General features: G+C 72.2%; 21 protein-coding genes. 8 read left to right on the top strand and 13 right to left on the bottom strand.

All coding sequences use genetic code 11. The annotated features are described in order from the left end of the window. Positions 1-15: 15 nt before the first annotated feature. From LRS14_RS20115 to LRS14_RS20105, 3 genes are read right to left on the bottom strand one after another with little or no spacing between them, the layout of a single operon-like run. The gene (locus tag LRS14_RS20115; RefSeq protein WP_257800817.1) at positions 16-1,341 is read right to left on the bottom strand and encodes a M64 family metallopeptidase; all 1,326 of its coding nucleotides are present in this window, start codon (positions 1,339-1,341) and stop codon (positions 16-18) included. Further along, positions 1,341-3,524, bottom strand: coding sequence for a prolyl oligopeptidase family serine peptidase (locus LRS14_RS20110; protein ID WP_257800816.1), 2,184 nt, complete (start codon positions 3,522-3,524; stop codon positions 1,341-1,343). Before LRS14_RS20110 ends, LRS14_RS20115 begins: the two co-directional genes overlap by 1 nt. Beyond that, a complete protein-coding gene (locus LRS14_RS20105) occupies positions 3,524-5,245 on the bottom strand; it encodes a M14 family zinc carboxypeptidase (protein ID WP_257800815.1) in 1,722 nt (573 codons plus the stop codon). Before LRS14_RS20105 ends, LRS14_RS20110 begins: the two co-directional genes overlap by 1 nt. A 9-nt stretch (positions 5,246-5,254) precedes the next feature. Between LRS14_RS20105 and LRS14_RS30370 the strand changes: the two genes are divergently transcribed. From LRS14_RS30370 to LRS14_RS20085, 4 genes are read left to right on the top strand one after another with little or no spacing between them, the layout of a single operon-like run. Beyond that, on the top strand, positions 5,255-8,917 hold the full coding sequence (locus tag LRS14_RS30370) for an AAA family ATPase (protein ID WP_310740859.1): 3,663 nt from the start codon (positions 5,255-5,257) through the stop codon (positions 8,915-8,917). Beyond that, positions 8,914-10,134 (top strand): serine hydrolase domain-containing protein, encoded by a 1,221-nt coding sequence (locus LRS14_RS20095; RefSeq protein WP_046114418.1) that lies wholly within the window; start codon positions 8,914-8,916, stop codon positions 10,132-10,134. Before LRS14_RS30370 ends, LRS14_RS20095 begins: the two co-directional genes overlap by 4 nt. Beyond that, positions 10,131-11,609 (top strand): metallophosphoesterase, encoded by a 1,479-nt coding sequence (locus LRS14_RS20090; RefSeq protein WP_257800813.1) that lies wholly within the window; start codon positions 10,131-10,133, stop codon positions 11,607-11,609. The genes LRS14_RS20095 and LRS14_RS20090 overlap by 4 nt, the downstream gene beginning before the upstream one ends. Beyond that, the gene (locus LRS14_RS20085) at positions 11,609-15,469 is read left to right on the top strand and encodes an alpha/beta fold hydrolase (protein ID WP_257800812.1); all 3,861 of its coding nucleotides are present in this window, start codon (positions 11,609-11,611) and stop codon (positions 15,467-15,469) included. The genes LRS14_RS20090 and LRS14_RS20085 overlap by 1 nt, the downstream gene beginning before the upstream one ends. On the opposite strand, the gene LRS14_RS20080 is transcribed toward LRS14_RS20085, so the two are convergent. Then, a complete protein-coding gene (locus tag LRS14_RS20080) occupies positions 15,406-16,419 on the bottom strand; it encodes an alpha/beta hydrolase (RefSeq protein ID WP_257800811.1) in 1,014 nt (337 codons plus the stop codon). The genes LRS14_RS20085 and LRS14_RS20080 overlap by 64 nt on opposite strands. Positions 16,420-16,636: 217 nt before the next feature. On the opposite strand from LRS14_RS20080, the gene LRS14_RS20075 reads away from it, so the two are divergent. Next, positions 16,637-17,341 carry a GNAT family N-acetyltransferase gene (locus LRS14_RS20075; RefSeq protein ID WP_257800810.1) on the top strand — a complete coding sequence of 235 codons (705 nt, stop codon included), beginning with the start codon at positions 16,637-16,639 and terminating at the stop codon, positions 17,339-17,341. Between the two features lie 24 nt (positions 17,342-17,365). Here the strand turns inward: LRS14_RS20075 and LRS14_RS20070 are convergent, their stop codons facing one another. Next, positions 17,366-18,274, bottom strand: coding sequence for a LysR substrate-binding domain-containing protein (locus LRS14_RS20070; protein ID WP_257800809.1), 909 nt, complete (start codon positions 18,272-18,274; stop codon positions 17,366-17,368). Positions 18,275-18,402: 128 nt separating this feature from the next. On the opposite strand from LRS14_RS20070, the gene LRS14_RS20065 reads away from it, so the two are divergent. Next, positions 18,403-19,593: an acyl-CoA dehydrogenase gene (locus LRS14_RS20065; protein ID WP_257800808.1), complete on the top strand. Its 1,191-nt coding sequence runs from the start codon at positions 18,403-18,405 to the stop codon at positions 19,591-19,593. 13 nt (positions 19,594-19,606) lie between these two features. Next, positions 19,607-20,080, top strand: coding sequence for a DUF1810 domain-containing protein (locus LRS14_RS20060; RefSeq protein WP_257800807.1), 474 nt, complete (start codon positions 19,607-19,609; stop codon positions 20,078-20,080). Here LRS14_RS20060 and LRS14_RS20055 read toward each other — a convergent pair. From LRS14_RS20055 to mltG, 8 genes are all read right to left on the bottom strand, one after another. After that, a complete protein-coding gene (locus LRS14_RS20055; RefSeq protein ID WP_257800806.1) occupies positions 20,070-20,639 on the bottom strand; it encodes a hypothetical protein in 570 nt (189 codons plus the stop codon). The two genes, LRS14_RS20060 and LRS14_RS20055, sit on opposite strands and share 11 nt — an antisense overlap. A 300-nt stretch (positions 20,640-20,939) precedes the next feature. Then, the gene (locus LRS14_RS20050) at positions 20,940-21,143 is read right to left on the bottom strand and encodes a hypothetical protein (RefSeq protein ID WP_257800805.1); all 204 of its coding nucleotides are present in this window, start codon (positions 21,141-21,143) and stop codon (positions 20,940-20,942) included. 133 nt (positions 21,144-21,276) lie between these two features. Continuing rightward, on the bottom strand, positions 21,277-21,921 hold the full coding sequence (locus LRS14_RS20045; protein WP_257800804.1) for an ankyrin repeat domain-containing protein: 645 nt from the start codon (positions 21,919-21,921) through the stop codon (positions 21,277-21,279). Further along, positions 21,918-22,709 (bottom strand): TatD family hydrolase, encoded by a 792-nt coding sequence (locus tag LRS14_RS20040; RefSeq protein WP_257800803.1) that lies wholly within the window; start codon positions 22,707-22,709, stop codon positions 21,918-21,920. The genes LRS14_RS20045 and LRS14_RS20040 overlap by 4 nt, the downstream gene beginning before the upstream one ends. Before the next feature lie 3 nt (positions 22,710-22,712). Beyond that, complete coding sequence (locus tag LRS14_RS20035) at positions 22,713-23,123, bottom strand: PilZ domain-containing protein (RefSeq protein ID WP_046114499.1); 411 nt, start codon at positions 23,121-23,123, stop codon at positions 22,713-22,715. Beyond that, positions 23,120-24,187, bottom strand: coding sequence for a DNA polymerase III subunit delta' (locus tag LRS14_RS20030; RefSeq protein ID WP_257800802.1), 1,068 nt, complete (start codon positions 24,185-24,187; stop codon positions 23,120-23,122). Before LRS14_RS20030 ends, LRS14_RS20035 begins: the two co-directional genes overlap by 4 nt. Further along, positions 24,181-24,819 (bottom strand): dTMP kinase, encoded by a 639-nt coding sequence (gene tmk, locus LRS14_RS20025; protein WP_257800801.1) that lies wholly within the window; start codon positions 24,817-24,819, stop codon positions 24,181-24,183. The genes LRS14_RS20030 and tmk overlap by 7 nt, the downstream gene beginning before the upstream one ends. Beyond that, on the bottom strand, positions 24,816-25,829 hold the full coding sequence (gene mltG, locus LRS14_RS20020) for an endolytic transglycosylase MltG (RefSeq protein ID WP_046114428.1): 1,014 nt from the start codon (positions 25,827-25,829) through the stop codon (positions 24,816-24,818). The genes tmk and mltG overlap by 4 nt, the downstream gene beginning before the upstream one ends. Positions 25,830-25,835: 6 nt before the next feature. On the opposite strand from mltG, the gene LRS14_RS20015 reads away from it, so the two are divergent. After that, a complete protein-coding gene (locus LRS14_RS20015; protein ID WP_404977597.1) occupies positions 25,836-26,852 on the top strand; it encodes a YgfZ/GcvT domain-containing protein in 1,017 nt (338 codons plus the stop codon). The last annotated feature ends 15 nt before the right edge of the window (positions 26,853-26,867 follow it).

The following is a 26,867-nucleotide window of genomic DNA, read 5'->3' as shown; positions in this document are numbered from 1 at the left end:
GCGGCCGCCGGCGCTTCAGCCGCTGGCGGACAGCACCGCCGCCATCGTCTCGCGGCAGATGCTGCAAAAGCGCGTGGCGCCGCGGGTGAACATGCGGCAATCGGCCTCGGGCCGGTACAGCCCGCGCGCCAGGTAGCGCGCGCCTTCGAACACGCCCAGCCGGCCGGCCCAGGGCTCGGCCGCCAGCAGCGCGGCCACCTGCTCGCGCATCACCGCCACCGGCAGGGCCGCCGGATCGTCGCTGGGCTGCAGCGGCAGGCCCATCAGCCGCAAGTACTCCGCATGCTGCCAGGGCGTGGGCACCGGCACTTCCGGCCCCACCCGCGCCGACCACTTGACCCGGCCCTGCGAATCCATCGGCGAGACGTTGGGCTCCCAGGGCTGCCAGGCGTCGGCGCCGTTGGTGTCGTAGGTCACCTGCTTGCCGAAGTACTCGTCGCCGAGCCCGGCCAGCGAATGGCCCAGTTCGTGCGGCAGCACGTAGCCGAAGTCGGCATCGTCCATGTGCGCCGCCACCAGGCAGTTGCAGTTGAAGATGCCGCTGCCGCCATACACGTCCGCATTGGCCAGCACCACCACGCTGGCATGGACCAGGCCCTCGGTCGCACGGCCCAGCGCATGCAGGTCGGTGGCCACCGCATAACGCGCCATGCCCAGCGTGCCGTAGCTGGTGCCGAAGGCGGTGCGGCTGGCGCCTTCCGGCGTGGCCGGGATGCCGGAGACCGGGCTGGGCACGAACACCGCGGAAAAACGCAGCCGCTGTGCATGGGCGCTGAAGGGATCGGTGGACAGCAGCACCTGGCGGGCGCGGCGGGCGGCGGCCAGGAAGCGGGCTTCCTCGTCGGCTGCATAACCCTCGGACACCAGCAGCAGGCGCACGCCGTCGGCGCCTGCGGCCGGGTCGTCCAGCTCATGCAGCCGCCGGCTGGCGCAGGCCGGCACGTCCGGCAGCGGCGCATCGAGGGCCGGCAGGCGCAGCTCGAACAGGCTGCGGAACCGGTCGCCGGCCACGCGGCGCTCCAGCCGCAGCAGGCCGTCGGGCAGCCAGGGCACCACATGCGATTCGGCGAAGCGGCCTTCCCGCGGCTGTGGATCGCCCGCCACGGTGCTCTGCCATTCCTCGAACAGCGCGGAATACCCCCGCGAGGCCGCCACGCTGCCGTCGGGCCGCAGCAGTGTCCAGCGGTAGGTGCCGCGGATGTCGAGTTGGCCGCTGCGGTGGGCATCGGCCACGCCGGAGCGCGCGGCCAGCGCCAGTTCATAGCGCTCGTCCGACTGGCTGCCGGCATGCCACAGGTCCAGCCGAAGGGCCGGCGTCGGCGCGGGGTCGGCCCAGGCCATCAGCGCACCTCGTCCTTGTCCAGCACGCGGTGCAGGAAGTCGGCGATGCGCAGCTCCAGGTAGGGCCGCTGGGTGGCCGAGCGCACGCCGTGGCGCTCGCCGGGCAGCAGCAGCAGCTCGTAGGGCACGCGGCGTCGGGCCAGGTCCTCCATCAGCGCGGTGCTGTGGCGCAGCAGCACGTTCTCGTCGTTCATGCCGTGGATCAGCAGCAGCGCGCCCTGCACCTGGCCTTCGCCGCGCAGCACGCTGCCGGCCTCGTAGCCCTCGGTATTGGTCGTGGCGAAGGTGGGCAGCGGCAGCGGCGTGCCCATGTAGCGCTCGGTGTAGGGCGCGTCGTAGTCCTCCCAGTTGACCACCGGCGCACCGGCCACGCCGGCGCGGAACAGGTCCGGCCGGCGCTGAAGGCAGCGCAGCGTCATGTAGCCGCCGTAGCTCCAGCCGCAGGCGGCCACGCGGGTGCGGTCGGCGTGCGGCAGGCGCGGCAGCAGCTGTTCCAGCGCGGTGGCCTGGTCGTCCACTTCCACCTGGCCCAGTCGGCCGTACACCGGCAGCTCGAAGCCGATGCCGCGGCCGGAGGCGCCCCGGTTGTCCACCTTCACCACGTAGAAGCCCCGCTGCGCCAGGTACTGGGCGCGCATGTCCACCGTCATCGCCCACGCATTGCGCACCGCCTGCAGGTGCGGGCCGCCATACACCAGCAGCACCACCGGGCGCAGGCCGGGCAGGCCGGCGTCGGGCTCGTACACCGCGGCATGCAGCGGGGTGCGGCCATCGGCGGCCACCACCTCGTGCAGCACCGGCGGCCGCACGCCGGCCAGCCAGCCGGGCGCGGCATCGGCGGCAAAGCGGTGCTCGGCGGGGCCGCCGCCGATGCCTTCCAGCACCAGCGACGGCGCGGCGTCCATTGATTCAAAGGCATGCAGCCAGTGCTGGCCATCGGGCGCCAGCGTGGCGCCGTGCACGCCGGGCGCATGGGTGCGGCGGTGGCACTGCCAGCCGTCGGCCGGCGCGGCATGGAACACATGGTGCTCCCGCGCATCCGGCCCGGTGGCGGTGAAATACAGGCCATCGCCGGCCAGGCCGACGAGTCCGTCCACATGGCCCACCGTCTCGTCGCCGATGTCCTGCTGCCAGCGGCCCTGCGCGTCATGCAGCCCGACACGGCCGATGCCGGTGTTCTCGTGGATCAGGAAGAAGCTGCCGTCGCCGCGGCGCATCGGCGGCGCGATGGCATTGATCCACGGCGCCTGCTTCTGCATCAGCAGCTCGCGGCTGCTGCCGGCGGCCAGGTCCAGCAACAGGAATTGCAGCCGCGTCTGGTCGCGGGACAGGCGGGTCAGCAGCAGCATGTCCGGGCCCCAGTCGGCCAGGCCGCGGAAGTAAGGCCATTGGGCATCGGCCGGCAGCAGCGTGCGGCGGCTGGCGGCATCGTCCAGCGACAGGCTTTCGATGCTGAACACGGCCACCGCGCCGCCCGGGCGGGCATAACGGGTGGCCTCGACGCGGGTCTGCGCGCCATTGCCGACGTCGATGCGTTCCACCTCGCTGGTGTCGAAGCGGGCCCACACCAGCAGCCGGCCTTCGCTGGCGGCGGCGAAGGCCGCGCCGTTGAAGATCTCCTCGCGGGTCATCGCATCGGGAATGCCGTTGAGCACGGTGTCGCTGCCATCGTCGGTCAGCCGGCGCGGCTCGCCGAAGCGGCTGCCGCCGTCGGTGACGGCGATGCGCCAGAGGTCGCCGCCGGCGCTGAAGGTGATGGCCTGGCCGCCGGGCAGGGCGGCGGCGGTGGCGGCCTCGATGTAGTCGGGGTGGCCGTACACCACCGGTGCGGCGTCGCCTTCAGCGGGCAGCAGCACCAGCCGGTTGGACAACATGCACCACAGCACGCCGGTGCCCGGCAGCCAGCGGGCGTGGGTGATGCCCGAGAAGCGCTGGCGTGCCCGCTCGCGCGCCAGTTCCTCGGCCAGCGTCATCGGGCCGGGCGGCAGGTCGTCGGCGGACAGGCGCAGCCGGGTGCTGCCGCTGTCGCGGTCGTGCACGAACAGGCCCAGCGTGTCGGGCCCGCCGTGCCGCTGCAGGAAGGCGATGCGCCGGCCATCGGCGCTGAACACCGGGCCGTGCACCGAAGGCGCGGCCGGCGAGCTGACGGGAATGAAGTCGTCGGGCAGGATCGGTCGGCTCATCAGGCCTCCGGTTGGAAGAGTTGGGCGGGCAGCTCGGGCAGGCGCAGCACGGGACAGCGGCGCCATTCCGGCTCGTCATAGCGGCGAGCGTTCAGGAAGATGAAGCCCAGCACCGCCTGCGGATCGGACAGCTGCGCGGGATGCTCGGCCTTCCAGGCCTCGAAGCGCTCGCGCAGGCCGGGCTCCTCGGCCAGCAGGCGCTCGGCCTCGTCCTCGAACACGTAGTCGCTGAAGGTTTCCTTCTTGTCGAGCACGCTGTCGAAGAAGCCCCAGCGGAAGAAGCTGTCCATGCCCAGCGGCTCCAGTGTCTCGATCACGAAGCGGTCGTGCGGCGTGCCCAGCATCACCACCCAGTCGCCGGCCGCCAGCGCGGCCTGCAGCGGCTCGGCCTGCACGGCCAGCTCGTCATGCAGGTGCCGGCCTTCGAAGGGCAGCGGCCGCTTGCGGAAATGCGGGACGCGGTAGGCCTCGGCGGCCACCGTCTGCGCACGCGCCACCCGCTGCAGCCGCACGCCGTGCGCCTGCAGCCGCTGGGCCACGTCGTGCCAGGCCTGCGGCAGCACATAGGCGCGCGGCGGCGTGGTGCTGGCGGTGGCGGTGTAGCGGTCGAAGTAGGGGATGTCGGCCTGCCAGGGCGCGCTGCGGTCGTAGCGCAGCCGCTGGTAGCTGCCCAGCCGGCTGGGCTCGTGCACCGCCTTGAAGCCGCTGAAGCGGAAGGGCGTGCTGCGCTGGGTGTCCAGCTGCCAGGCCAGCGGCACCACCGCGCCGGCGGACACCGCGGCCCGGTCGGCGGCGCGGGCCGCGCGCACGGCCGCCCCGTGCGCCACGGTGTAGGCCAGCGCGCTTTCCACCAGCGCCCGGGTGCCGTGGTAGCGCTCGGCGAAGGGCTTGAGCATGTGCGTCTCGGGCATGAAGCCGATGGTGTGGTGCAGCGCCGCGTAGCCGGTGGAAAAGCGCGGCGTGTCCAGGAAGTCGGCGATGCCGTCGTCAGGAATCTCGCGCACCGGGTTCACGTAGGGGCACATCGGGAAGCCGCGCGTCGCCATGTCGGCATACAGCGCCGGCAGCATGCGCTCGCGCAGGTGCGTGCCCAGCAGGCCGCCGAGCTTGTCGGGCTGGGTCGGGATGAGCGTGACCACGTGCTGGTAGTCGGCGCCGTTGGAGGTGTGGGTGTCGACCATCACGTCCGGGTCCCAGCGGGTGAACACGCGGGCGAAGGTTCGTGCGTTGGCGCTGTCGGCCTTGATGAAGTCGCGGTTCAGGTCCAGGTGCCGCGCATTGCCGCGGAAGCCGAAGGCCTCCGGCCCCGCCTGGTTGACGCGGCTGGTGTCCTGGCGGTTCAGCGCGCCGTCGACGTTGTAGACCGGGATGTAGATCAGCACCGTGCTGCCCAGCGCCTGGCGCCTGGCTTCGTCGGTGCACAGGTCGCGCACCATGGCCATGCAGGCGTCGATGCCTTCGGGCTCGCCGGGGTGGATGCCGTTGTTGTTGAAGAAGACGGTGCGGCCTGCGGCCTGCACGGCCAGCGGGTCGAAGACCCCGTCGGTGGAAAACACGCCGAGATGGATCGGCACGCCCCCATCGGACTGCCCGACCACCTCGAACCTCAGCCATTGCGGAAAGGCCTGGGCCAGGCGCTGGTGGAAGTCGATGCACTGCCGCCAGGTGCTGGTCTGGTTGCCGTTGCCCTGCTCGAAGGGCGTTGTCCATTCACTGCTCATCGCTGCCTCATGCGGCGTTGCCGAAACTGTGCGAATCAGTTTAGGGGACGGAGTGGGGGTCTCCTCGTGGCGTGGGCCGTCGGCTGTTCTTGCGCAAGGCCCCCAGATGACCCAGCCCACGCCTATCACAAACAGATACAGTCCCGCATCCCTTCAGAGGATGGTGCGATGCTCAACCCCGTGCGTTTTTCGCACTTCGAGCTGCGTCCCGTCGAGCGGTTGCTGTTGGCTCAGGGTCAACCCCTCTCGCTGGGTTCGCGGGCATTCGATGTCTTGTGCCTGCTGGTCGAACGGGCGGGCGAGCTCGTCCGCAAGGACGAGCTGATGGACCAGGTCTGGCCCGGCCTGGTGGTCGAGGACAACAACCTCCAGGTACAGATCTCCGCCTTGCGCCGCGCGCTGGGCGTCAAGGCCATCGCCACCATTCCCGGCCAGGGCTACCGCTTCGCCCTGCCGGTGCAGCCGGCGCCGCCGCCCGCCGTCGATCCTGTGCCGATGCCCTTGCGCCAGGCGCCCGCGGGCGTGGCGCAGCGTCGGTCGGTCACGCTGGTGGCCGGGCGCTTCGAAGGCCTGCACCGGCTGCTGCGGCGCGACGGGCCGGAGGCACTGGATGAGCTGCTGGGCGCGCTGCAGCAGGCCCTGCTGGCCATCGCCGACAACCGCGGGGGCCTGCTGTCGCGCCTGGACATGCAGGGCTTTGAATGCCTCTTTGGCCTGCCTGCCGCGCAGGAGGACGACGTGCTGCAGGCTGCCGAGGCCGCGCTGGAGCTGGCCGCCGAGGTGCAGGCCCGCGGCCGGCAGGCCGCCGTGCCGCTGGGGGCGCGCATCGGCATCGCCCATGGCAGCGTGGTGGCCACGCCGGTGGCCGCGCCCGCGGGCTGGCGCCTGGCCGGCACGCTGCCGCCGCTGGCCCATGCGCTGGCCGCCGCGGTGCCGCGCCACGAGGTGGCGGTGTGCGAGCAGACGCAGCAGCGGCTGGCGCCCTGGTTCAACCTGCATCCCCTGGTGCCCGACCCGCTGGAAGCCGCCGAGCCGCATGCGCCTTTCGCCACCGAGCCGTCGCCGGCCCAGCCCGCCACGCCCGCCTGGCGCCTGGGCCAGCGCACCGGCACCGACAGCCGCATCGACGCCGCGATGCTGCGCGGCTTCACGCCGCTGGTGGGCCGGGCCGACGAGCTGGACGCACTGCGCGGCTGGCTGGACGAGGCCCGGCATGGCGGCGGCGGCCATGCGGTGCACATCGTGGCCGACGCCGGCTTCGGCAAGAGCCGGCTGGTGCATGAGTTCCGCAGCCGCATCGAGCCGCACGAAGCCACGGTGCTGGCCGCCCGCTGCTCGCCCCAGGGCCGGCTGGGGGCCTTCCTGCCCTTCATCCAGCTGCTGCGCAGCGTGCTGCGCCTGGCCGATGTGCCGGCGGACGCGCTGCACGACCAGGCGGTGCAGCGGCTGCTGGCCATCGACGCCAGGCTCGAGCCCTGGCTGCCCCAGCTGCTGCATCTGCTGTCCATCGCCAGCCCCGTCCATGCGCTGCCGTCCACGCTGGAAGGCCATGCGCGCCGGCATGCGCTGGGCCAGTCGCTGGTGGCCGCCATCACCGTGGCGGCGCAGTCGGCGCCGCTGGTGCTGCTGTTCGATGACTGGCACTGGGCCGACGAGGCCTCGGCCGAGGTGATGGAGCAGCTGGTGGAGGTGGTGGCCAGCCAGCGCATCCTGCTGGTGGTGACGGCCCGGCCGCAGGCGGTGCTGGGCTGGTCGCGCCATGTGCACTGCAGCCAGCTGGGCCTGCGGCCGCTGCAGCGCGGGCAGACCGCCGCCGTGGTGCGCAGCGTGTGCCAGGCCAGCGCGGTGCCGGAGGACATCGCGGCGGTGCTGCATGAGCGCAGCGAGGGCAATCCGTTCTTCGTGGAGGAGCTGTGCCGCGCGCTGCTGCAGCAAGGCGTGCTGCAGCAGCGGGCCGACGGCACCCTGGCCGCGCGCGGGCCGCTGCAGGCGGTGTCGCTGCCCAGCACCATCGAGGCGGTGATCCAGGCCCGGCTGGATGCGCTGCCGCCCGAGGTGCAGGCGGTGGCGCGGCAGGCCGCGGTGATCGGCCGCGACTTCACCCTGGGCGAGCTGCAGGCCCTGGTGCCCGATGCCGCGCAGGTGGCGCCGGCACTGTCCGCCCTGGTGACGGCCGCCCTGGTGCAGCCCACGCGCGTGGTGCCCGAGCCCGGCTACCGCTTCCGCCATGCGCTGAGCCAGGTGGTCGCCTACGACAGCCTGCTGCAGCGCCAGCGCCGCGACCTGCACGACCGCGTCGGCCGGCTGCTGGAGGCACGCCAGGCCGGCCGGCTGGACGAGCAGCTGGAGCTGCTGGCCTACCACTTCGTCAACGGTCACGACCGGGAAAAGGCCATCGTCTATTCCCTGCGCGCCGGTGCCAAGGCGGCCCGCCAGGCCACGCATGCGGTGGCGGCGCGCCACCTGCAGGCCGCCATCGACCTGATGGAGCAGGGCGCCGACGCCATCGATGACACCACCGGCCGCCTGCTGGATGCGCATGTGGCCCTGGGCCATTCGCTGACGCTGCTGCATGGCTATGCCGAGCCGCTGCTGGTGCACACCTGCGAGCGGGCGCGCGCCCTCAGCCAGCAGGGCGGCCCGATGGCCTCGCGCTTCACAGCCAGCTGGATGCTCTGGCGCTACTACTACAACCGCGCGCTGATGGCCGAGGCCGAGGCCATGGCCGACCAGCTGCTGGCCATGGCCCGCCACAGCGGCGAGCGCCACCGGCTGCTGGCGGCGCACACGGCGCTGGGCATCGTGCTGCATTTCCGCGGCCGCCACGCACCGGCACGCGATGCGCTGCTGGCCGCCCTGCAGCTGCAGGAGCCCGAGGCCGAGGCCGCCCTGGCGCAGGCCTACGGCGCCTCGCCGTCGGTGATGGCCGGCAGCTTCCTCGGCCAGGCGCTGAATGCCCTGGGCGAGGCCGAGGCCGCCGAGCAGGCTTGCCTGTCGGCCCAGCGGCAGGCCACCGAAATGGCGCATCCGGGCTCCATGGCCTTCGCCACCTTCTACCTCAGCACCTTCTACCTGATGCATGGCGACGGCCCGCGGGCGCAGCTGCAGGCCCAGGTGCTGGAGGAACTGGCGCGCCGGCATGAGTTCGGCCACTGGCTGTCGCTGTCGCAGGTCAACGGCGCGATGGTGATGCTGGCCGACCCGGCGCAGGCCGCCGCCGCGCTGGCGCGCTTTCGCAGCGCCGCCGAGGCGGTGATGGCCGCCGGGGTGAACCTGCTGCGCATTCCCTACCACCTGGTGCTGTTGCGGGCCAGCCTGCAGGCCGGAAGGCCCGACGTGGCACAGGCCCACTGGCAGGCCGCCCACGACGCGCTGCAGCACGGCGGCGTGCACCTGTTCGAGCCGCAGCTGGAAAGCGCCCGCGCCACGCTGCTGCTGGCCACCGGGGCGGAAGGCGCGATGGAAGGCTTCGCCCAGGCGCTGGCGCTGGCGCGCGGGCGGCAGGCGCAGCTGCTGCAGCTCAACATCGCGCTGGAGATGGCCCAGGCGCTGCGCCAGGCTGGCCGGCTGCACGATGCGCCGCGGCTGCTGGGCCCGGTGCTGGACAGCCTGCGCCAGGCGCCGCCCACGCCGCTGCTGCAGCGGGTGCGCCAGCTGGTGGCCGCCTCGTGAGGCCGCCGCCGCCCATCACCGGCGAGGTGGCGCCGGGCTTCGAGCCGGTGCGCGCCGCCTTCGAGCAGGCCTTCGCCCGCCATGGCGAGACCGGCGCCGCCTGCACCGTGCTGCTGCAGGGCCGCACCGTGGTGTCGCTGCGCGGTGGCCATACGGATGACGCCGACACCCAGGCCTGGCAGCCCGACACGCTGCTGCTGGTGTATTCGCTCACCAAGGGCATGACCGGCCTAGCCGCGGCGCTGGCCGTGTCCCGCGGCATGTTCTCGTACGAGCAGCCGGTGGCCGAGGTGTGGCCCGAGTTCGCGGCGCAGGGCAAGCAGCACATCACCATCGGCCAGCTGCTGTCGGAGCAGGGCGGGCTGGCCGCCATGGACCTGAAGCTCACCCTGGCCAACATGGGCGACCAGAACACCCTGGCCGCCGCGCTGGCGGCGCAGGCGCCCAACTGGCCACCCGGCGAATGGGCCGGCAACCATGCCTACAGCATCGGCTGGCTGGCCAGCGAGCTGATCCGCCGCACCGATGCACGCCGCCGCACGCTGGGCCGCTTCTTCGCCGACGAGATCGCCCAGCCGCTGGGCGCCGACTTCCACATCGGCCTGCCGCCTTCGGTGGACCGGGCGCGGCTGGCGCGCATCCAGGGCTTCGCGCCCTGGCGCATGCTGCTGGCGCTGGACACGCTGCCGCCGCTGATGGTGCTGGGCATGCTGTGGCCGTGGTGCCTGACCTTCCGCGCGCTGAACAACCCGCTGCTGTGGCGCGGCCCGGGCGCGCTGGATGCGCCGGCCTGGTGGCCGATCGAGAACGGCGGCGCGGGCGGCATCGGCTCGGCCACCGGGCTGGCCACCGTCTACCATGAGTTCGCCACCGGTGGGCAGCGGCTGGGCCTGCGGCCGCAGGTGCTGCAGGCCCTGGCCGCGGCGCCGCCGCCGCCGCGTCGCGGCTGGCGCGACCGGGTGCTCAAGACCGGCCTGGTCTATTCGCTGGGCCTGGAAAAGCCGTCCCGATGGCTGGACTTCGGCAGCACGCCGGCCGCCTTCGGCACCTTCGCGGTGGGCGGCTCCTTCGCCTTCGCCGATCCGGCCCTGGGCCTGGGCTATGCCTACGTCACGCGCAAGTTGGGCCTGTACAAGTGGAACGACCCACGCGAGAAGCCGGTCCGCGATGCGGTGATGGCCTGCGCCGCGCGGGCCGGGATGGAGAACCCCCGATGAGCGATGTACCGCCGCCCGGCCCGCGCTACCTGTGCCTGTCCGACCTGCACCTGGGCGCGGCCTACAGCCTGCTGACCCACAGCGACGACGATGGCCGGCCCGACCCGGCCACCGCCAGCGCCACGCTGGTGGCCTTCGGCCAGGCCTTGCGACAGACGGTGGCCGCGCTGCAGACCGCCACACCCGGCAGCCCGCCCACCACGCTGGTGCTGCTGGGCGACGTGCTGGACATGGGCCTGTCCCCCATGGGCGACACCGCCGCCGGCTTCCAGCGCTTCATCGAGGCGCTGTACCCGGCCGGCGCACCGGCGGTGTTCAGCCCGCACGTGCTGTGCGTGCCGGGCAACCACGACCACCACCTGTGGCGCATCGCGCAGGACCGGCAGTACCTGCAGGCGCTGGACAGCGCCCCGGCCGACCTTGTGCAGGCCACGCCGCTGCTGGCCGGCGGCCCCACGCCGCCGGTGCCCAGCGAGTTGCTCACCCGGCTGATGCGCCGCCAGCCGCAGCTGGCCGATGCCACGGTGAGCATCGTCTATCCCAACCTGGGCCTGTTCCATGAGGCCAGCGGCCGCTGCGTGCTGATGCACCACGGCCATTACGTGGACAGCACCTACACCGCCATGTCCTCGCTCAACCAGGCGCTGTGGCAGCAGAAGCCGCCGCCCACGGTGGCCGACATCGAGGCGCAGAACGGGCCCTGGGTCGATTTCCTGTGGTCCGACCTCGGCAGCGCCGGCGCCACCGGCCAGGGCGCGCTGGCGCTGTACGAGGTGCTGCGCGATGCGGCGGCCTCGCGCCGCTTCACCCAGCGCGCGGGCGACGAAGCGGTGCGGCTGCTGTCGGCCACGCTGGGCATCAGCGGCCAGTCGCAGACGGTCAAGGGCCTGACGGTGGAGCAGCTGCTGCGCGCGCTGCTGGACGTGACGCTGGGCCGCGCCGCCGAGAGCGAGCGTGATGCCGACCTCCAGGTCATCAGCAGCGACGGACTGCAGCAGCTCGTGGCCTACCTCGCCGGCCCGCTGAAGCGCCAGCTGGACGAGGCCCTGGGCAGCGCGGCGCCGCGCGTGGGCGCCACCCGCTTCATCTACGGCCACACCCACAAGCCCTGGCAGCGCGAGCTGCCGGTGCCGGGCTACGCCATGCCGGTGGCCGTGTACAACACCGGCGGCTGGGTGATCGACCAGCCCACCATGGGCAGCAGCCAGGGCGCCGCGGCGGTGCTGATCGACGAGGCCTTGAACGTGGCCTCGCTGCGGCTGTTCAACGACCCGCTCAATGGCGTGATGGCGCCGGTGCATGCGGCCGATGCGGCCAGCATCCGGCCGCAGGCCAATCCGCTGCGCGAAGCGCTGGCCGCCGCCATCGAGGCCCAGGCCGACGCCTGGCAGCAGTTCACCCAGGCGGCCTGCAGCGCCGCCGAACGGCAGGCCGAACGCCTGCTCGACCGCTTCTTCACGCCGGGCCAGTCATGATGAAAAGCCTCTCGCAGCCGATCGGCCGGATGGCCGCGCACTACACCGTGGTGGTGGTAGGTTCAGGCTATGGCGCCGGCGTGGCGGCGTCGCGGCTGGCGCGGGCCGGCCAATCGGTGTGCGTGCTGGAACGCGGGCGCGAGCTGCTGCCCGGCCAGTACCCCCGCGACCTGGCCGGCGCCCAGGCCGAGATGCAGGTCAGCACCTCGCGCGGCACCCTGGGCCGAGCCGACGGCCTGTACCACGTGCACCTGAATCCCGAGGTGCATGCGGTGGTGGGCTGCGGCCTGGGCGGCACCTCGCTCATCAATGCCAACGTGGCGCTGGAGATGGACGAGCGCCTGTTCGCCGCCGAGGCCTGGCCGCAGGTGTTCCGCGACCAGCCCGGATTGCTCGCGCCGTATGCCCGACGGGCCCGCGAGATGCTGGACCCCAGGCCCTACCCGGACGACTGGCCGCCGCTGAACAAGCTGGATGCGCTGCAGATGTCGGCCCGCGCCATGAAGCAGCCCTTCAGCCGGCCTCCCATCGCGGTGAACTTCGTCGACCAGACCAATCCCTTCGGCGTGCCGCAACCCCGGTGCACCCTGTGCGGCGACTGCTGCAGCGGCTGCAACGTCGGTGCCAAGAACACCACGCTGATGAACTACCTGCCCGATGCCGCCAACCACGGCGCGGCGATCTTCACGCAGTGCAAGGCGAGCCACGTGGAGCGCGACGGCGACCGCTGGCGGCTGCACTTCCTGGCCGGCGGCGACCATGGTGCTGCGCCCGAGCCGCGTTCGGTCACCGCCGACGTCGTGATGCTGGGCGCAGGCGCGCTGGGCAGCACCGAGATCCTGCTGCGCTCGCGCGACAAGGGCCTGCCGCTGTCCGGCCGGCTGGGCGAGCGCTTCTCCGGCAATGGCGACGTGCTGGCCTTCGGCTACGACAACTACTGGCGCAACACCGCGCCCGAGGGCGCCGCGCCCGCATGGGCCAACATCAACGGCGTGGGCGCCGGCAGCAACATCCTGGCCGCCGCCGACCTGCCCGGGCCCTGCATCACCGGCCTGATCGACCTGCGCGGCAGCGCCGACCCGTCGCAGGGCCTGGTCATCGAGGAGGGCGTGATTCCCGGGCCGCTGGCCTCGCTGGTCGCGGCCAGCTATTTCCTCGCGCAGTCGCAGGTCGGCGGCTTCTTCGAGTACGGCACCGCGCAGGCGAAGCAGCGGCTGCAGGATGCGCAGACCGTCGGCCTGGCGGTGCAGAACGACCCCACGCAGCTGACCGCGCTGGCCTACAGCGGCCCGGCCGCCCGCAGCCAGACCTACCTGGTGATGAGCGTGGACGACGCCGCCGGCCGCCTGGCGCTGGACGACGACCGCCTGGCCATCCACTGGCCGGGTGCCGGACTGTCCCCGGCCATCGCGCGCGACAACGCGCAGCTGCAGCAGGCCTGCCGCGCCACGCAGGGCGAGTTCGTGCCCAATCCGCTGTGGACGGCGCCGATGGGCCACCAGCTGGTGACGGTGCATCCGGTGGGCGGCTGCGGCATGGGCGACGACGCCGCCCGCGGCGTGGTCAACGACCGCGGCCAGGTGTATGCCGGCGCCGGCGGCAACCAGGTGCATCCGGGCCTGTACGTGTGCGACGGCGCGCTGCTGCCCGGCCCGGCGGGCGTGAATCCGCTGCTCACCATCAGCGCGCTGGCCGAGCGGGTGTGTGCGCTGCTGGCCGCCGAGCGGGGATGGACCGTGGACCTGGCGCTGGCCGCCCGCGGGCCGCTGCCACCGGCCGCGCCGCCGGTCCCCGCGCCCGCGCCCTCCACGCCGCACGAGGGCTGGCTGCAGCGCCTGGGCCAGGGGCTGCAGCAGCTGGGCGGCGGCGTGGAAGGCTGGCTGCAGGCCCTGCTAAAAGAGGTGGAACAGGCGCTGGAGGAGGGCGCCATCGCGGTCGGCGAGAAGTTGCTGAAGGAGGTGATCGCGCACGACCCGACGCTGCTGTCGCCCACCTTCCAGTTCACCGAGACCATGCAGGGCTGGGCCTGCGTGGCGCTGCCCGGCCAGCCGCTGGCCGCCGAGGCCGGCCTGGACGGCGAGCCCGACTACGCCCTGGCCACCGCCTGGGGACGCGCCGACGGCCAGACGTTGGACTTCCGGCTGACCATCCGCACCGACGACCTCTGGACGATGGTGCACGATCCGGCCCATGCCGCCGCCATCACCGGCAGCGTGCACTGCCCGGCGCTCAGCCCGGTGCCGATGACCGTCAGCCGCGGCCGCTTCCAGCTGCTGCCCATCGACGCCCGCCAGGTGGACACCTGGACCATGACCTACGACATGCAGCTGGCCCGCGAGGGCGGCACGCCGCTGCACTTCCAGGGCCACAAGGTGCTGCGCCAGCGGCCGGGCTCCAACGCCTGGACCGACGTGACCACGCTGTTCGTGCAGGTGCACGAGGTGGACGCGGCCCAGCCTTCGGGCAACGGCGCGCGGGTGGCCCTGGGCACGCTCACGCTGGGCCTGGAAGACCTGGCCTGGCAGGCCGCCTCGTTCCAGCTGGCGCCGCGCCCGGGCTGGGTGGGCGAGCTGCTGAACGACCATCCCGGCGTGTGCAACGCCATCCAGCGGCTGTACCTGGCGCAGTTCGCCGGCTTCTTCGGCCAGACGCTGTTCCGCGCCTATGGCGGCCTGCTGGCCGACCTGGAGAACTTTCCTGCGCAGGACGACGCGCGACGTGTGCGGCGGGCATTGCGGGCACCGCCGCCCGAGCGCCATGCGCTGCCGTTGCCGGGCGGCTTCGCCGCGCAGCTGACCCGCTACCGCGGCGGCAGCCTCGGGCCGGTGGTGCTGGCGCCGGGCTTCTCGGTCACCGCGTCGTCGTTCGCCATCGACACCGTGGACGAGAACCTGGTGGAGTTCCTGTGCGCGCGAGGCCATGACGTCTGGCTGTTCGACTACCGCGCCAGCCCCGATTCCGGCAGCCCCATCGCCGCCTATGACATCGACGACATCGCCCGCCACGACTGGCCGGCCGCGGTGGCCTTCATCCTGCAGGCCACCGGGGCCCGCGACCTGCAGGCCATCGTGCACTGCGTGGGCTCGATGAGCCTGCTGATGGCGCTGCTGGGCGGCATGCCGGGCGTGCGCTCGGTGGTCAGCTCGCAGCTCACGCTGCATCCGGTGACCGACTGGCTGAGCTACCTCAAGACCGACCTCGACTTGCCGCGGCTGCTGCAAGGCCTGAGCGAGTTCAAGCAGGGCTTCGACATCGTCAGCCGCAACCAGCCGCCCACCGAGCTGGACTACGAGATCGACACCGTGCTGTGGAACGTGCCCTTGCCCGAAGGCGAGCAGTGCACCAACCCGGTGTGCAAGCGCATCTTCTCGATCTTCGGGCCCTCATACACCCATGGTCAGCTCGACCAGGCCACGCATGTGGCGATGCGGGAACTCTTCGGCCGTATCGCCCTGCAGCCATTCGAACAGCTCGCACTCATCATGAATGCCGGCCAGGTGGTGGATGCGCAGGGCGCCGACAGCTGGCTGGGCGCGCCGGGCGCGGTGCAGCGGCTGGCGCTGCCGATCAGCTTCGTGGCGGGCGCGCAGAACCGGCTCTTCTATCCGGAGACCTCGGCGCGCACCCTGGCCTGGCTGCGTGCGCACAACGACCCCCAGCTCTACACGCGCCATGTGTTCGATGCCTATGCGCACATGGACCTGTTCGTCGGCCGTGATGCGGCGCGCGAGGTGTTTCCGGTGCTGCTGCAGGCGCTGGAGCGGGGCGACCGGCTGGCTGCGGAACGCGCCGGCGCTCATGCCGCCACCCCTGCGGCCGCGTCGCCGGCGAGCCCCGCGTCATTGGCCGAGCGGGCGTGATCGATGCTGCTGCCCAGCAGGTGCAGGCAGAAGAAGTCGCTCACCACCGCGGTGTAGGTGTGCTCTATGGCGGCATAGCTGCCGATGTGCCGCGGCGCCTGCGTCACCCACAGCCGGGCGCCGGCGGCACGCGCCATCATGCGGCCGTGGGCCAGCGGGATGAAGCTGTCCTGCATCGAATGGATCACCAGCACCGGGCGGCCGCGCAGCCGCGCCATGTCCTCCACCGGCCGCACCGCCAGCGCATGCACGCCTGACAGCAGGCGCCCCACCAGCAGCGCACCAGGCAGGAACCACAGCGGCAGGCCGGTCAGGCGGCGGAACTGGGTGCGCACCATGGCGCCGAAGTCGGCGAACGGCGTGTCGGCCACCACGCCGCCCACCGCCGGCTCGGCCGCCGCGGCGCGCAGCGCGGTGGCCGCACCCAGCGAGGCGCCCAGCAAGCCGATGCGCCCCGGCGCATAGCCGAGCGAACGCAGGTAGTCCACCGCGCCCAGCACGTCGTGCCGCTCATGCTCGCTGTAGGTCAGCCGGGCATCGCTGCTGTCGCCGTGGCCGCGCAGGTCGATCATCAGCACCGACAGCCCGCGCGCCCGCAGCGACTGGGCCAGCGCCAGGCTGGGGGACTTCAGCTCGTCGCCGCGGCAGGCGTCCTTGCCATGCACGAAGACCACTGCGCCGGCCTGCGGGCGGGCGGGCAGGTACCAGGCCTCGATCGTGGCCCGGCCGTCGCGCGCCGGAAAGCGCACCGCCGCCTGCAGCAGCGGTGGATGCAGCTGCTGCAGGTCCGGCCGCTTGCGGCGCGCGCGGGTAAAGCGCTGGGCCACCGCGGCGCAGGCCGCGGCATAGGCCACCAGCGCCGCCACCGCCACCAGCAGCACGCACAGCACGGTGAGCAGCGGCCAGTCGGGCGCCATCCAGGCCAGGGTGGGAAGGGCGGGGGATTGCATGGGGACCTCCTGCTTGAACAGTGGAGGCCACTGTGGCCAGCGGCGCGCTGGCCGTCCTTCATTGCGCTGAAGCTGCGTCTGAAGCCTTCTGAAACCGCAGCCACGGCACCGGCCGGGCGCCGGCTTTCAGCACGCTTCAGCCCGGGCTTCAGGCGTTTGAAGGACGACTCCGGGCCGACCGCAAAACACTGCGGCCACAACGAGAGGAGCCCGCGCCATGCACCTGCCGACCGCCTTCCCCGCCAGCGCAGCCGCGCTGCTGCCCCACCACCCGCTGCGCCCGCCGCCGCTGCTGCGCCCAGCGCGCGCCAGCGATGCACCGCTGTTCTGCCGCTACGTGGAAGGCCTGTGCGTCAGCGCGCAGCGCATGCGCTTCCATGGCGTGGTGCGTGGCTGCACACCGGGCCTCCAGGCCGTGCTGTGCGGCACCGACGGCAGCCGGCAGGTGGCCTACGTGGCCACCCTGATCGACGACGGCGGCGAGCGCCTGGTGGGCGAGGCCCGCTATGTGCCCGATGCCGACGGCAGCGCAGCCGAATTCGCCATCTCAGTGGCCGACGCCTGGTGCGGCACCGGCGTGGCCGAGCGGCTGATGCACAAGCTGATCGCCGACGCGGCCGACCGCGGCATCGGCTGGCTGTATGGCGAGGTGCTGGAGACCAACGGCCGCATGCTGGCCTTCATGCAGCGGCTAGGCTTCGCGCTCAGCGACGGCGGCGTGGCCTGTGGTCACGGCGGCGTGCCGAGCTGCGGCGTGCTGCGGGTGGAACGCGCGCTGCATCCCGCGCGCCCGGCGCGTTCGGCCCCCGATGGCGGGCGTGCCGGTGGCGCGGCGCAGCGCTGGCGCCAGGCCGAGGGCTGGCTGCAGCGTTGGCTGCAGTCCCACCGGCGGGGCGCGGGCGCCGGGCCGCGGGCCTGCTGAGCCGCGGCGCCGGTCGGCAGGGCGTCAGCCGCCAGCCGAGGCCGCCGCGCGGTAGGGCGCCGCCTGCGCCTGCAGCCACTGGCTGAACACCTGCAGCGCCTGCCGCTGCACTGGCGCCTGCGGATAGATGAGGTAGTAAGAGCGGTCGCTGATCCACTCGAACGGCACCACCTGCCGCAGCCGCCCGGCGGCCAGGTCGTCCTCGATCAGCAGCCGCGGGATCAGCGCCACGCCCAGGCCATGCACCGCGGCCTTGGCCAGCATCGAGAACAGCTCCATGCGCGGGCCGGCCATGTCGTTGGGCGCCACCACGCCCTGCGCCGCGAACCACTGCCGCCAGGCATGCGGCCGGGTGCTGGCCTGCAGCAGGGTGTGGCCGGCCAGGTCCTGCGCCTTCAGCTGGCCGGGCACCAGTGCCGGGCTGGCCACCGCCACCATCGCCTCCTGCATCAAGAAGTGCGATTCGGTGCCCGGCCAGCCGGCCGGTCCGGCGTAGATGGCGGCATGCAGCGTGCTGTCGTCGAACAGGAAGGGCCGGGTGCGCGGCGCGAAATGCAGCGTGATGCCAGGGTGCTGGCGGTGGAAATCGGGCAGGCGCGGCAGCAGCCACTGGGTGGCGAAGGTGGGCACCACGCCCAGCTCCAGCGAGCCGCCGGGCCCGCCGCGCGCCATCACCTCCAGGGTGTCGCGCTCCACGTCGTCCAGGCGGTCGCGCACCCGGCGGCTGTAGTTGATGCCGGCGTCGGTCAGCACCACGCCGCGGCGGGTGCGGCGGAACAGTTTCACGCCGACGAAGTCTTCCAGGGTGGCGATCTGCCGGCACACGGCGCTTTGCGTCACCGCCAGTTCGTCGGCGGCGGTGGTGAAGCTCTGGTGGCGGGCGGCTGCCTCGAAGGCCGCCAGGGCGCCGAGCGAGGGAATCTTTCTGCGCATCGTTTGAAAGGGCAGGGCCGTCCTGGAGTGCGTCCAGCGCACATGATGTTGCACACAAGTCGTTTGCGCGCGCCTGCCGAAAGCCCTAGATTCGAGTCAACTCCATCCTAACTCCGCGAGACAACGAAATGACTTCTTCGAACACCCGCGCCAGCTTCCACTGGGACGACCCGCTGCTGCTGGACCAGCAGCTCACCGACGACGAACGCTCGGTGCAGCAGGCCGCCCGGGCCTACTGCCAGGACCGCCTGGCCCCGCGGGTGCTGGAAGCCTTCCGCCTCGAGAAGACCGACCCGGCCATCTTCCGCGAGATGGGCGAACTGGGCCTGCTGGGCGCCACCATCCCCGAGCAGTACGGCGGCGCGGGCCTGAACTACGTGTGCTACGGCCTGGTGGCCCGCGAGGTGGAGCGCGTGGACAGCGGCTACCGCTCGATGATGAGCGTGCAGTCGTCGCTGGTGATGGTGCCGATCAACGAGTTCGGCAGCGAGGCGCAAAAGCAGAAGTACCTGCCCAAGCTCGCCAGCGGCGAGTGGATCGGCTGCTTCGGCCTGACCGAGCCCAACCACGGCAGCGACCCCGGCAGCATGATCACCCGGGCCCGCAAGGTGGCCGGCGGCTACAGCCTGTCGGGCGCCAAGATGTGGATCACCAACAGCCCGATGGCCGACGTGTTCGTGGTCTGGGCCAAGGACGACGAGGGCGCCATCCGCGGCTTCATCCTGGAGAAGGGCTGGAAGGGCCTGACCGCCCCCGCGGTGCACGGCAAGGTGGGCCTGCGCGCCAGCCTGACCGGCGAGATCGTGATGGACGAGGTGTTCTGCCCCGAGGAAAACGCCTTCCCCGAGGTGCGCGGCCTGAAGGGCCCGTTCACCTGCCTGAACAGCGCGCGCTACGGCATCGCCTGGGGCGCGATGGGCGCGGCGGAAGACTGCTTCCACCGCAGCCGCCAGTACGTGCTCGACCGCAAGCAGTTCGGGCGCCCGCTGGCCGCCAACCAGCTGATCCAGAAGAAGCTGGCCGACATGCTCACCGAGATCAGCCTGGGCCTGCAGGGCGCTCTGCAGCTCGGCCGCATGAAGGACGCCGGCACCGCGGCGGTGGAGGTCACCAGCATCCTGAAGCGCAACAACTGCGGCAAGGCGCTGGACATCGCCCGCGTGGCACGCGACATGATGGGCGGCAACGGCATCAGCGACGAATTCGGCGTGGCCCGCCACCTGGTGAACCTGGAGGTGGTCAACACCTACGAGGGCACGCACGACGTGCATGCGCTGATCCTCGGCCGGGCGATCACCGGCATCGCCGCATTCTCCTGAGCCAGCCGTCGTCATGGGCGCCACGGGGAACGACCCGCACGGCCTGCAGCGCTTCGTCGACGCCCAGGCGCCGGTGATGGCGCAGGTGCAGCGAGAGCTGGCCGCCGGCCGCAAGACCAGCCACTGGATGTGGTTCGTGTTCCCGCAGCTGCGCGGCCTGGGCCGCAGCAGCACCGCGCAGCACTACGGCATTGCTTCGCTGGACGAGGCGCGGGCCTACCTGGCGCATCCGGTGCTCGGTCCGCGTCTGCGCCACTGCGCACAGCTGCTGCTGGCGCTTCCGCCGCACCGCACGGCACTGCAGGTGCTGGGCTCGCCCGACGACCTGAAGCTGCATTCCAGCATGACGCTGTTTGCCCAGGCCGCGCCTCAGGACCCGCTGTGGCAGCAGATGCTGGCGCGCTTCCACGGCGGCCGGGCCGATGCGGCCACGTTGCGGCTGCTGCATCCCGGCGGCAACCTGCCGCCGGCCACGCCTACTGCCTGACGCCCACGCGACGGGTCAGGCGCGCGCCCACGCCGTCGGCCTCGCGGGGGCCGCTGCTCAGCCGGAGGTTGCCGTTGTCCAGCACATAGGCGACCTGCGTCGTCACGTTGAGCGAGGGCAGCTGGCCGCTGAACGAGCCCTTGCTCAACCGCAGGCCGGTGTAGGTGAACTCGACCACCTTGGCATTGACCGTGCTGTTGTCCGCCGCCCGGATCGCCTTGCGCTTGCTCAGGTCACGGATGTGGCCGGAGATGCGCAGGTCCAACACAAGCTTGGACGGATCACAGCGGGCGCCCGAGTCGTCGCCGCTCGCGCCTTCATAAGCCTGGGCGTGGATCACCACCGCCGCCAGGCCCGGATCGTCGGTGGCCGAGATGACGAGCGAGCCCTGGCTGGACTCGTGGGCGGGTTCGCCCGAAGGCTGGGTGATGCTCTCGCAGGCCACGGCATAGCTGCCGAGCAGGGGCGCCAAGCCATTGGTGGCGGTGGCATCCCCGCTGGAGGCTGCATCCGTGCCGTCGTCCTCGCCGCCGCCGCCGCCGCAGGCGGTCAACAGCAAGGCGCCGAGACACAGCGCGGGAAGCAGGCGCCGGTGGGCAGAAAAGGCTGCATTCATGATCGAAGTCCAGTTCCGGGACGTCCGCTGCATCGCGGCGGTGCATGTCCCACAGGGTTGACTGCATCCGCCGCCGCCTTGCTGCGCGTGGCGTCACAGTTCTTCGATCAAGCTCGCTTCAACTTGACGAAGGAACGGTACCCCCCGTTGGGTGACCCGTATCCACTGCCTGGTCAATATTGACATAAGGTTCATTGCCGCGCCATATGCCGCATCCGGCAACGGGCGCGGGAGGGCATGCGATCAGACTGCGTCTTCGTCCGATTCGATGGCGTCGTCGTACAGCGCCACCCCGGCTTCGTCGGTCTTGGGGATCAACGGCTTGTCCAGCGGTCGGCAGATGCGGCTGGACAAGCGGGCCAGGCGCTCGGAGCGCTCCACGGCCTGCAGCACCACCTCGGGGTTGACCATCAGGGCGAAAGGATTGGCGGCGGCCGTCTTGAGCATCTTCATCTCCAGTGCGGACACATCGCCCGCCGTGAGAAGAACTTTACGAAGCGATGCCCGCGCTCAACAGTCGTCCACACGCCAAAGCCGGCGTCGGATAAAGACCGACACCGGTGTCGGGCCGCGGCGCGGCTCAGCGCAACAGCGCCTGCAGCCGGTCGGCCAGGTTGTCACGGTCCTGCGACCGCGCCATGTCGGCCGCCGTGTAGCCGGCCTGGTTCTTCGGGCGGGCATCCGCGCCACGGGCCAGCAGCAGGTCCACCGTGCGTTCGTCGCCATTGCGCGCGGCCATCATCAGCGGCGTGGTGCCGTTGGGGCTGAGCGCGCCCACCTCGCCGCCTTGCGCCAGCATGAACTGCATCATGCGCTGGTCGGGGGCGATGGCCGCATAGTGCATCGGGCTCCAACCCGGCTTGTTGACGCGCGCGCCGCGCTGGATCAGGCGGCGCGCCCACTCCAGCTCGCCGCGCATGGCGGCCATCATCAGCGGCGTCTCCCCCACGGCGTTCTCGGCATTCACATCCAGCTCGGGATGTGCCCACAGCGCCTCTGCGGCCTTCAGCGCCTGCTCGCGCAGCGCGATGGACAGCGCCACATGGCCCTTGGGATTGCGCGCATTGGGGTCGAACCCCCGGGCCAGCAGGTCGCGGATGATGCCCGGCGCATCGATGTCGATCGCGCGGAAGAAGTCTTCGTAGGAACCGGCGCGCACCGCCAAGGCCGGCAACGCCAGGGCGGCCATGCCACCGGCCCGCAGGATCAGCAGGCGGCGCTTCATGCGGCGCTCCCGGCGGCCGGTAGCTGGAACAACCGCTCGAAGTTGGCGCTGGTCACGCGGCCGATCTCCTCGGCGCTGCACCCCTTCAGCTCGGCCAGCTGGGCGGCCACATGCGGCACATAGGCCGGCTGGTTGACCTTGCCGCGGAAGGGCACCGGCGCCAGGTAGGGGCTGTCGGTCTCGATCAGCAGCCGGTCCATCGGCACCCAGCGCGCCACGTCGCGCAGGTCCTGCGCATTGCGGAAGGTGAGGATGCCGGAGAACGAGATGTGGAAGCCCAGGTCGAGCGCCGCGCGGGCCACCTCGGCGGTTTCGGTGAAGCAATGGAACACGCCCTGCACGCCGGCACCCTCTTCCCGCAGGATGGCCAGGGTGTCGTCGCTGGCGCTTCGGGTATGGATCACCAGCGGCTTGCCCAGCGTGCGGGCGGCACGGATGTGTACGCGAAAGCGCTCGCGCTGCCAGGCCATGTCGGCGATGCTGCGGCCGTTCAGGCGGTAGTAGTCCAGTCCCGTCTCGCCGATGGCCACCACCCGCGGGCGGCTGCCGAGGTCGATCAGCTCTGCATACGACGGCTCCTTCAGGCCTTCCGTATCCGGATGCACGCCGGCGCTGGCCCAGAAGTTGTCGTACTGCAGCGCCAGCGCATGCACCGCGTCGAACTCCTCCAGCGTGGTGCAGATGACCAGCGCGCGGTCGACGCGGGCCTCGGCCATGGCGGATCGGATGTCGGGCATGCGCTCGACGAAGTCGGCCATGCTCAGATGGCAGTGCGAATCAACGTACACGGTTCAGGTGGTCTGCGTGGGCTTGGCCGACTGGATCGAGGTGCCGAGGATCTCCTCGATCTTCAGCTTCATCACCCGGGTCTTTTCGTCGGTGGGAAAGCGTACGCCGACGCCCTGGGTGCGGCCGCCGGAGGCATTGGCCGGCGTGATCCAGCCTACCTTGCCCGCCACCGGATAGCGCTGTGGATCGTCGGGCAGCGACAGCAGCAGGTAGATCTCGTCGCCCAGCTTGTACTCCCGGGTGGTGGGCACGAACAGGCCGCCGTCGGAGAACAGCGGCACATAGGCGGCATACAGCGCCGCCTTGTCGCGGAACACCAGCTGGATCACGCTGGGCCGGTTGCTGCTGGCCACGGTGCCGGCAGCCGGGGCTGCGGCGGGCGGCGCGGGAGGGCGTGCGGCGGGCTCGTTCATCGGTGGGCCAGTGTAGCGATGCGGCCGCCGCCGGCGCCGCGCGGGGCCGGGCCGCTGGCCGGCCACAGCGCCCGGCCCTGCAATACGAGCGCCTCCACCAGCAGGCTGGCGTTCCAGGGATGTTCGTCGTGGCGCGCGGCGCGGCGCAGTTCGCGCTGCCAGTCGGACAGGCCGGCCAGCGTGGCGCCCGCAGGCAGCGCGCCGGCATCGAAGTAGCGCGGCGCACCGCCGACGGCGGCCACCATCAGGTCATGGGCCAGCTTCTGCAACGCGTCGATGGCGCGGGGCAGCGGCCAGCCGGCGAACGCCGACGCATCACCGTGGCGCAGCGCCTGCGGCAGCCGGCGCCAGCCCGCGGCGTCGATGCCGGCACGCAGCATGGCCAGCGCTTCCACCGGCTGGCCGCCTGCGGCGGTGTAGAGCACCTGCGGCTCCTGCACGCCCTGCCCGGCCAGCCAGTCCAGCGCCACAGTGCGGTCGGGCGACGGCAGCAGCAGGCGCTGGCAGCGGCTGCGCAGCGTGGGCAGCAGGCTGTCCGGGTCGTGCGCGCACAGCAGCAGGCGCAGCGCGCCGGGCGGCTCCTCCAGCGTCTTGAGAAGGGCATTGGCCGCAATCAGGTTCATCGCCTGCGCGGGATGGATCACCAGCACCTTGCCGCGGCCGCGGGAGGAGGTCTGCTGGCTCCAGTCGATGGCGCCGCGCACCGCCTCCACCTTGATCTCGCGGCTGGGCTTGGCCTTCTTGCCTTCGCCGTCCTTGGCGCCGCCCTCGCCTTCCATCTGCCAGCCCAACGGCTCGCGCAGCGCATCGGGAATGAGCAGCAGGAAATCCGGATGCATGCGCGCCTGCATCAGGTGGCAGGCGGCGCAACGGCCGCAGGGTCGTGGCGCCGGGCCGGCCGCTTCGCACAGCCACGACTGCGCCAGCGCGATCGCCAGCTCGAACTGCCCCACCCCGCCCGGGCCGTGCACCAGGGTGGCATGGCCGCGCACCTGCTGCAGCGCCTGGTCCAGCACCGGGCGCAGCCAGGGCAGCGCCAGCGCGCCGTCGGGGCCCGTCACCATGCCCGCTGCTCCAGCGCCTGACGCAGGTCGGCCCAGACGGCCTCCTTCGGCTGGTGGCTGTCGATGCGCACGAAACGGCCGGCATCGGCGGCGCAGCGGGCGGCGTAGCCGTCGCGCACGCGCTGGAAGAAGGCCAGGTCCTGCTGCTCGAAGCGGTCGGGCGTGCGCACCGCGGCGCGACGTTCGGCGGCCACGGCTGGCGGCAGGTCGAACCAGACGGTGAGGTCGGGCTGCCGGCCCTGCTGCACCCAGGTTTCCAGCTGCTGCAGCACCGCCAGGTCGAAGCCGCGGCCGGCACCCTGGTAGGCGAAGGTGGCGTCGGTGAAGCGGTCGCTCAGCACCCAGGCGCCGCGCGCCAGCGCGGGCTCGATGCGGGCCTGCAGGTGGTCGCGGCGGGCGGCGAAGACGAGCAGCGTCTCGCTCAGTGCATCCATCGGCGACTGCAGCAGCAGGGTGCGCAGCTGCTCGGCCAGCGGGGTGCCGCCGGGCTCGCGCGTGAGCAGCACCTCGTGGCCGCGGGCCCGCAGCCAGTCGGCCGCCGCCTCGATGTGGGAAGACTTGCCGGCGCCGTCGATGCCTTCGAAACTGATGAAGCGCCCGGGAGAGGCCGGGCGCACGGGGAGGTCGCTCACTTGCTGCTGCGCTGGCGCTGGTACTGGTTGACCGCCCGATTATGGTCGGCCAGGGTGGTGCTGAAGACGCTGCTGCCGTCGCCGCGGGCCACGAAGTACAGCGCCGGCGTGCGCGCCGGCTGCACCGCCGCGCGCAGCGAGGCCAGCCCCGGCATCGCGATGGGCGTGGGCGGCAGGCCGGTGCGGGTGTAGGTGTTGTAGGGCGTGTCGGCCAGCAGGTCGCGCTTGCGCAGGTTGCCGTCGAACGACGTGCCCAGGCCATAGATCACCGTGGGGTCGGTCTGCAGCGGCATGCCCAGGCGCAGCCGGTTGGCGAAGACGCCGGCCACCAGCGCGCGGTCGGCCTCGGTGCCGGTTTCCTTCTCGACGATGGAGGCCAGGACCAGCGCCTGCTCGGGCGTGCTCACCGGCAGGTCGGGCGCGCGCTGGGCCCAGGCTTCGTCGAGCCGCCGCTGCATGGCGGCATGGGCGCGCTTGAGCACGGTGACGTCGCTGACGCCACGGCTGTAGGCATAGGTGTCAGGGAAGAAACGGCCTTCGGCCGGCTGGCCAGGAGCGCCAATGGCGGCCATCAGCTCGGCCTCGCTCATGCCGCGGGTCAGCGGCTTTAACGCGGGGGCCTTGGCCAGTGCCTCGCGGAACTGCCGCAGCGTCCAGCCGTCGATCAGGCGCACCACCTCCAGCACCTCGTCGCCCTGCACCATCTTGGCCAGCAGCCGCCGCGGCGTGGTGCCGGCGTCGATCTCGTAGCTGCCGGCGCGGATGCGGCGGGCGTCGCCCGACCAGCGGAACCACTCGTACAGCAGCCGCGCATCGGACTGCACCCCGGCGTCCACCCAGGCCTGGGCCACGTCGCGCGGCGAGGTGCCGGGCTCGATGGACAGCTCCACATGCGGCTGCGCCAGCGGCAGCGGCCGGTTCAGCCACCAGGCCACCAGGGCCGCTCCACCCGCCATGCCCGCCAACACCACCAGCAGCGCCCTTGCCACGATCCGCCGAAGCGCTTTCATCCCGGTATGTCCAGCCCATGCCTGTGCGGCCCAGCGGCTGATGATAATGGTCCGATGGACACCCACTTTCCTCCTTCGGACCTGAACGGCGCGGTGCGCCTGGCGCATTGGGGCGTCATCCGTGCCACCGGCGCGGAGGCTGCCAGCTTCCTGCATGGCCAGCTCACGCAGGACATCCAGAACCTGCCGCCCGGTCAGGCGCGGCTGGCCGGCTACTGCTCGGCCAAGGGCCGCCTTCTGGCCAGCTTCATCGTGCTGCGCGGCTCGGCCGACGAGCTGCTGCTGCTGTGCAGCGCCGACCTGCTGGCGCCCACGCTCAAGCGCCTGTCGATGTACGTGCTGCGCGCCAAGTGCAAGCTCACCGACGCCAGCGCGGAGCTGGCGGTGCTGGGCCTGGCCGGTGCGCCGGCGCTGGCGGCGCTGGGGGCGCTGGGGGCCGGGTCGTCCAACGACGACGGCGCCACGCAGGCACTGGCCGGCATGCCGGTGCTGGCCGCGGCCGGTGGCCAGCTGGTGCGCTTGCCGGCGGTCGAAGGCATCGACCGCGGGTTGTGGGTGGGCCCGGCCGAAGCCCTGCCCGCCGCGCTGCCCGCGCTGGACGCGGACGCCTGGGATGCGCTGGAAGTGCGCAGCGCGGTGCCGCGCATCGTGGCCGCCACGGTGGAGCAGTTCGTGCCGCAGATGATCAACCTGGAGCTGGTGGGCGGCGTCAACTTCCAGAAGGGCTGCTACCCCGGCCAGGAGGTGGTGGCCCGCAGCCAGTACCGCGGCACCACCAAGCGGCGGGCGGCGGTGTTCGCCACCGGCGCGGCGGCGCAGCCGGGCCAGGAAGTGTTCGACGCCAACGATCCCGGCCAGCCGGCCGGCATGGTGATCAATGCCGCGGCCGGCCAGCCGGCGCTGGCGCTGGTGGAAGTGAAGCTGGCCGCCCTGGCCGAGCCTGCGCTGCGCCTGGGCAGTGCCGAGGGCCCGGCGCTGCGGCCCTTGCCCCTGCCCTATCCCCTGCCTGCCGGTGCGGACTGAGGGCCGGCCCGCAAG

Origin of the sequence: Aquincola sp. J276, from assembly GCF_024700035.1 — a bacterium.
In the GTDB taxonomy this organism is placed as follows: domain Bacteria; phylum Pseudomonadota; class Gammaproteobacteria; order Burkholderiales; family Burkholderiaceae_C; genus Aquincola; species Aquincola tertiaricarbonis.
This window is presented reverse-complemented; position numbering and strand designations above follow the sequence as displayed.

Bases quoted from the DNA above. Each gene is read 5' to 3' on its own strand.
- LRS14_RS20060 (WP_257800807.1), top strand. From the start codon at position 19,607: ATGGGCGCCACGGGGAACGACCCGCACGGCCTGCAGCGCTTCGTCGAC.
- LRS14_RS20035 (WP_046114499.1), bottom strand. From the start codon at position 23,123: ATGAACGAGCCCGCCGCACGCCCTCCCGCGCCGCCCGCCGCAGCCCCG.
- mltG (WP_046114428.1), bottom strand. From the start codon at position 25,829: ATGAAAGCGCTTCGGCGGATCGTGGCAAGGGCGCTGCTGGTGGTGTTG.
- LRS14_RS20050 (WP_257800805.1), bottom strand. From the start codon at position 21,143: ATGCTCAAGACGGCCGCCGCCAATCCTTTCGCCCTGATGGTCAACCCC.
- LRS14_RS20085 (WP_257800812.1), top strand. From the start codon at position 11,609: ATGAAAAGCCTCTCGCAGCCGATCGGCCGGATGGCCGCGCACTACACC.
- LRS14_RS20110 (WP_257800816.1), bottom strand. From the start codon at position 3,524: ATGAGCCGACCGATCCTGCCCGACGACTTCATTCCCGTCAGCTCGCCG.
- LRS14_RS20015 (WP_404977597.1), top strand. From the start codon at position 25,836: ATGTCCAGCCCATGCCTGTGCGGCCCAGCGGCTGATGATAATGGTCCG.
- LRS14_RS30370 (WP_310740859.1), top strand. From the start codon at position 5,255: ATGCGGCGTTGCCGAAACTGTGCGAATCAGTTTAGGGGACGGAGTGGG.
- LRS14_RS20030 (WP_257800802.1), bottom strand. From the start codon at position 24,187: ATGGTGACGGGCCCCGACGGCGCGCTGGCGCTGCCCTGGCTGCGCCCG.
- LRS14_RS20105 (WP_257800815.1), bottom strand. From the start codon at position 5,245: ATGAGCAGTGAATGGACAACGCCCTTCGAGCAGGGCAACGGCAACCAG.
- LRS14_RS20090 (WP_257800813.1), top strand. From the start codon at position 10,131: ATGAGCGATGTACCGCCGCCCGGCCCGCGCTACCTGTGCCTGTCCGAC.
- LRS14_RS20080 (WP_257800811.1), bottom strand. From the start codon at position 16,419: ATGCAATCCCCCGCCCTTCCCACCCTGGCCTGGATGGCGCCCGACTGG.
- LRS14_RS20045 (WP_257800804.1), bottom strand. From the start codon at position 21,921: ATGAAGCGCCGCCTGCTGATCCTGCGGGCCGGTGGCATGGCCGCCCTG.
- LRS14_RS20075 (WP_257800810.1), top strand. From the start codon at position 16,637: ATGCACCTGCCGACCGCCTTCCCCGCCAGCGCAGCCGCGCTGCTGCCC.
- LRS14_RS20070 (WP_257800809.1), bottom strand. From the start codon at position 18,274: ATGCGCAGAAAGATTCCCTCGCTCGGCGCCCTGGCGGCCTTCGAGGCA.
- LRS14_RS20115 (WP_257800817.1), bottom strand. From the start codon at position 1,341: ATGGCCTGGGCCGACCCCGCGCCGACGCCGGCCCTTCGGCTGGACCTG.
- LRS14_RS20065 (WP_257800808.1), top strand. From the start codon at position 18,403: ATGACTTCTTCGAACACCCGCGCCAGCTTCCACTGGGACGACCCGCTG.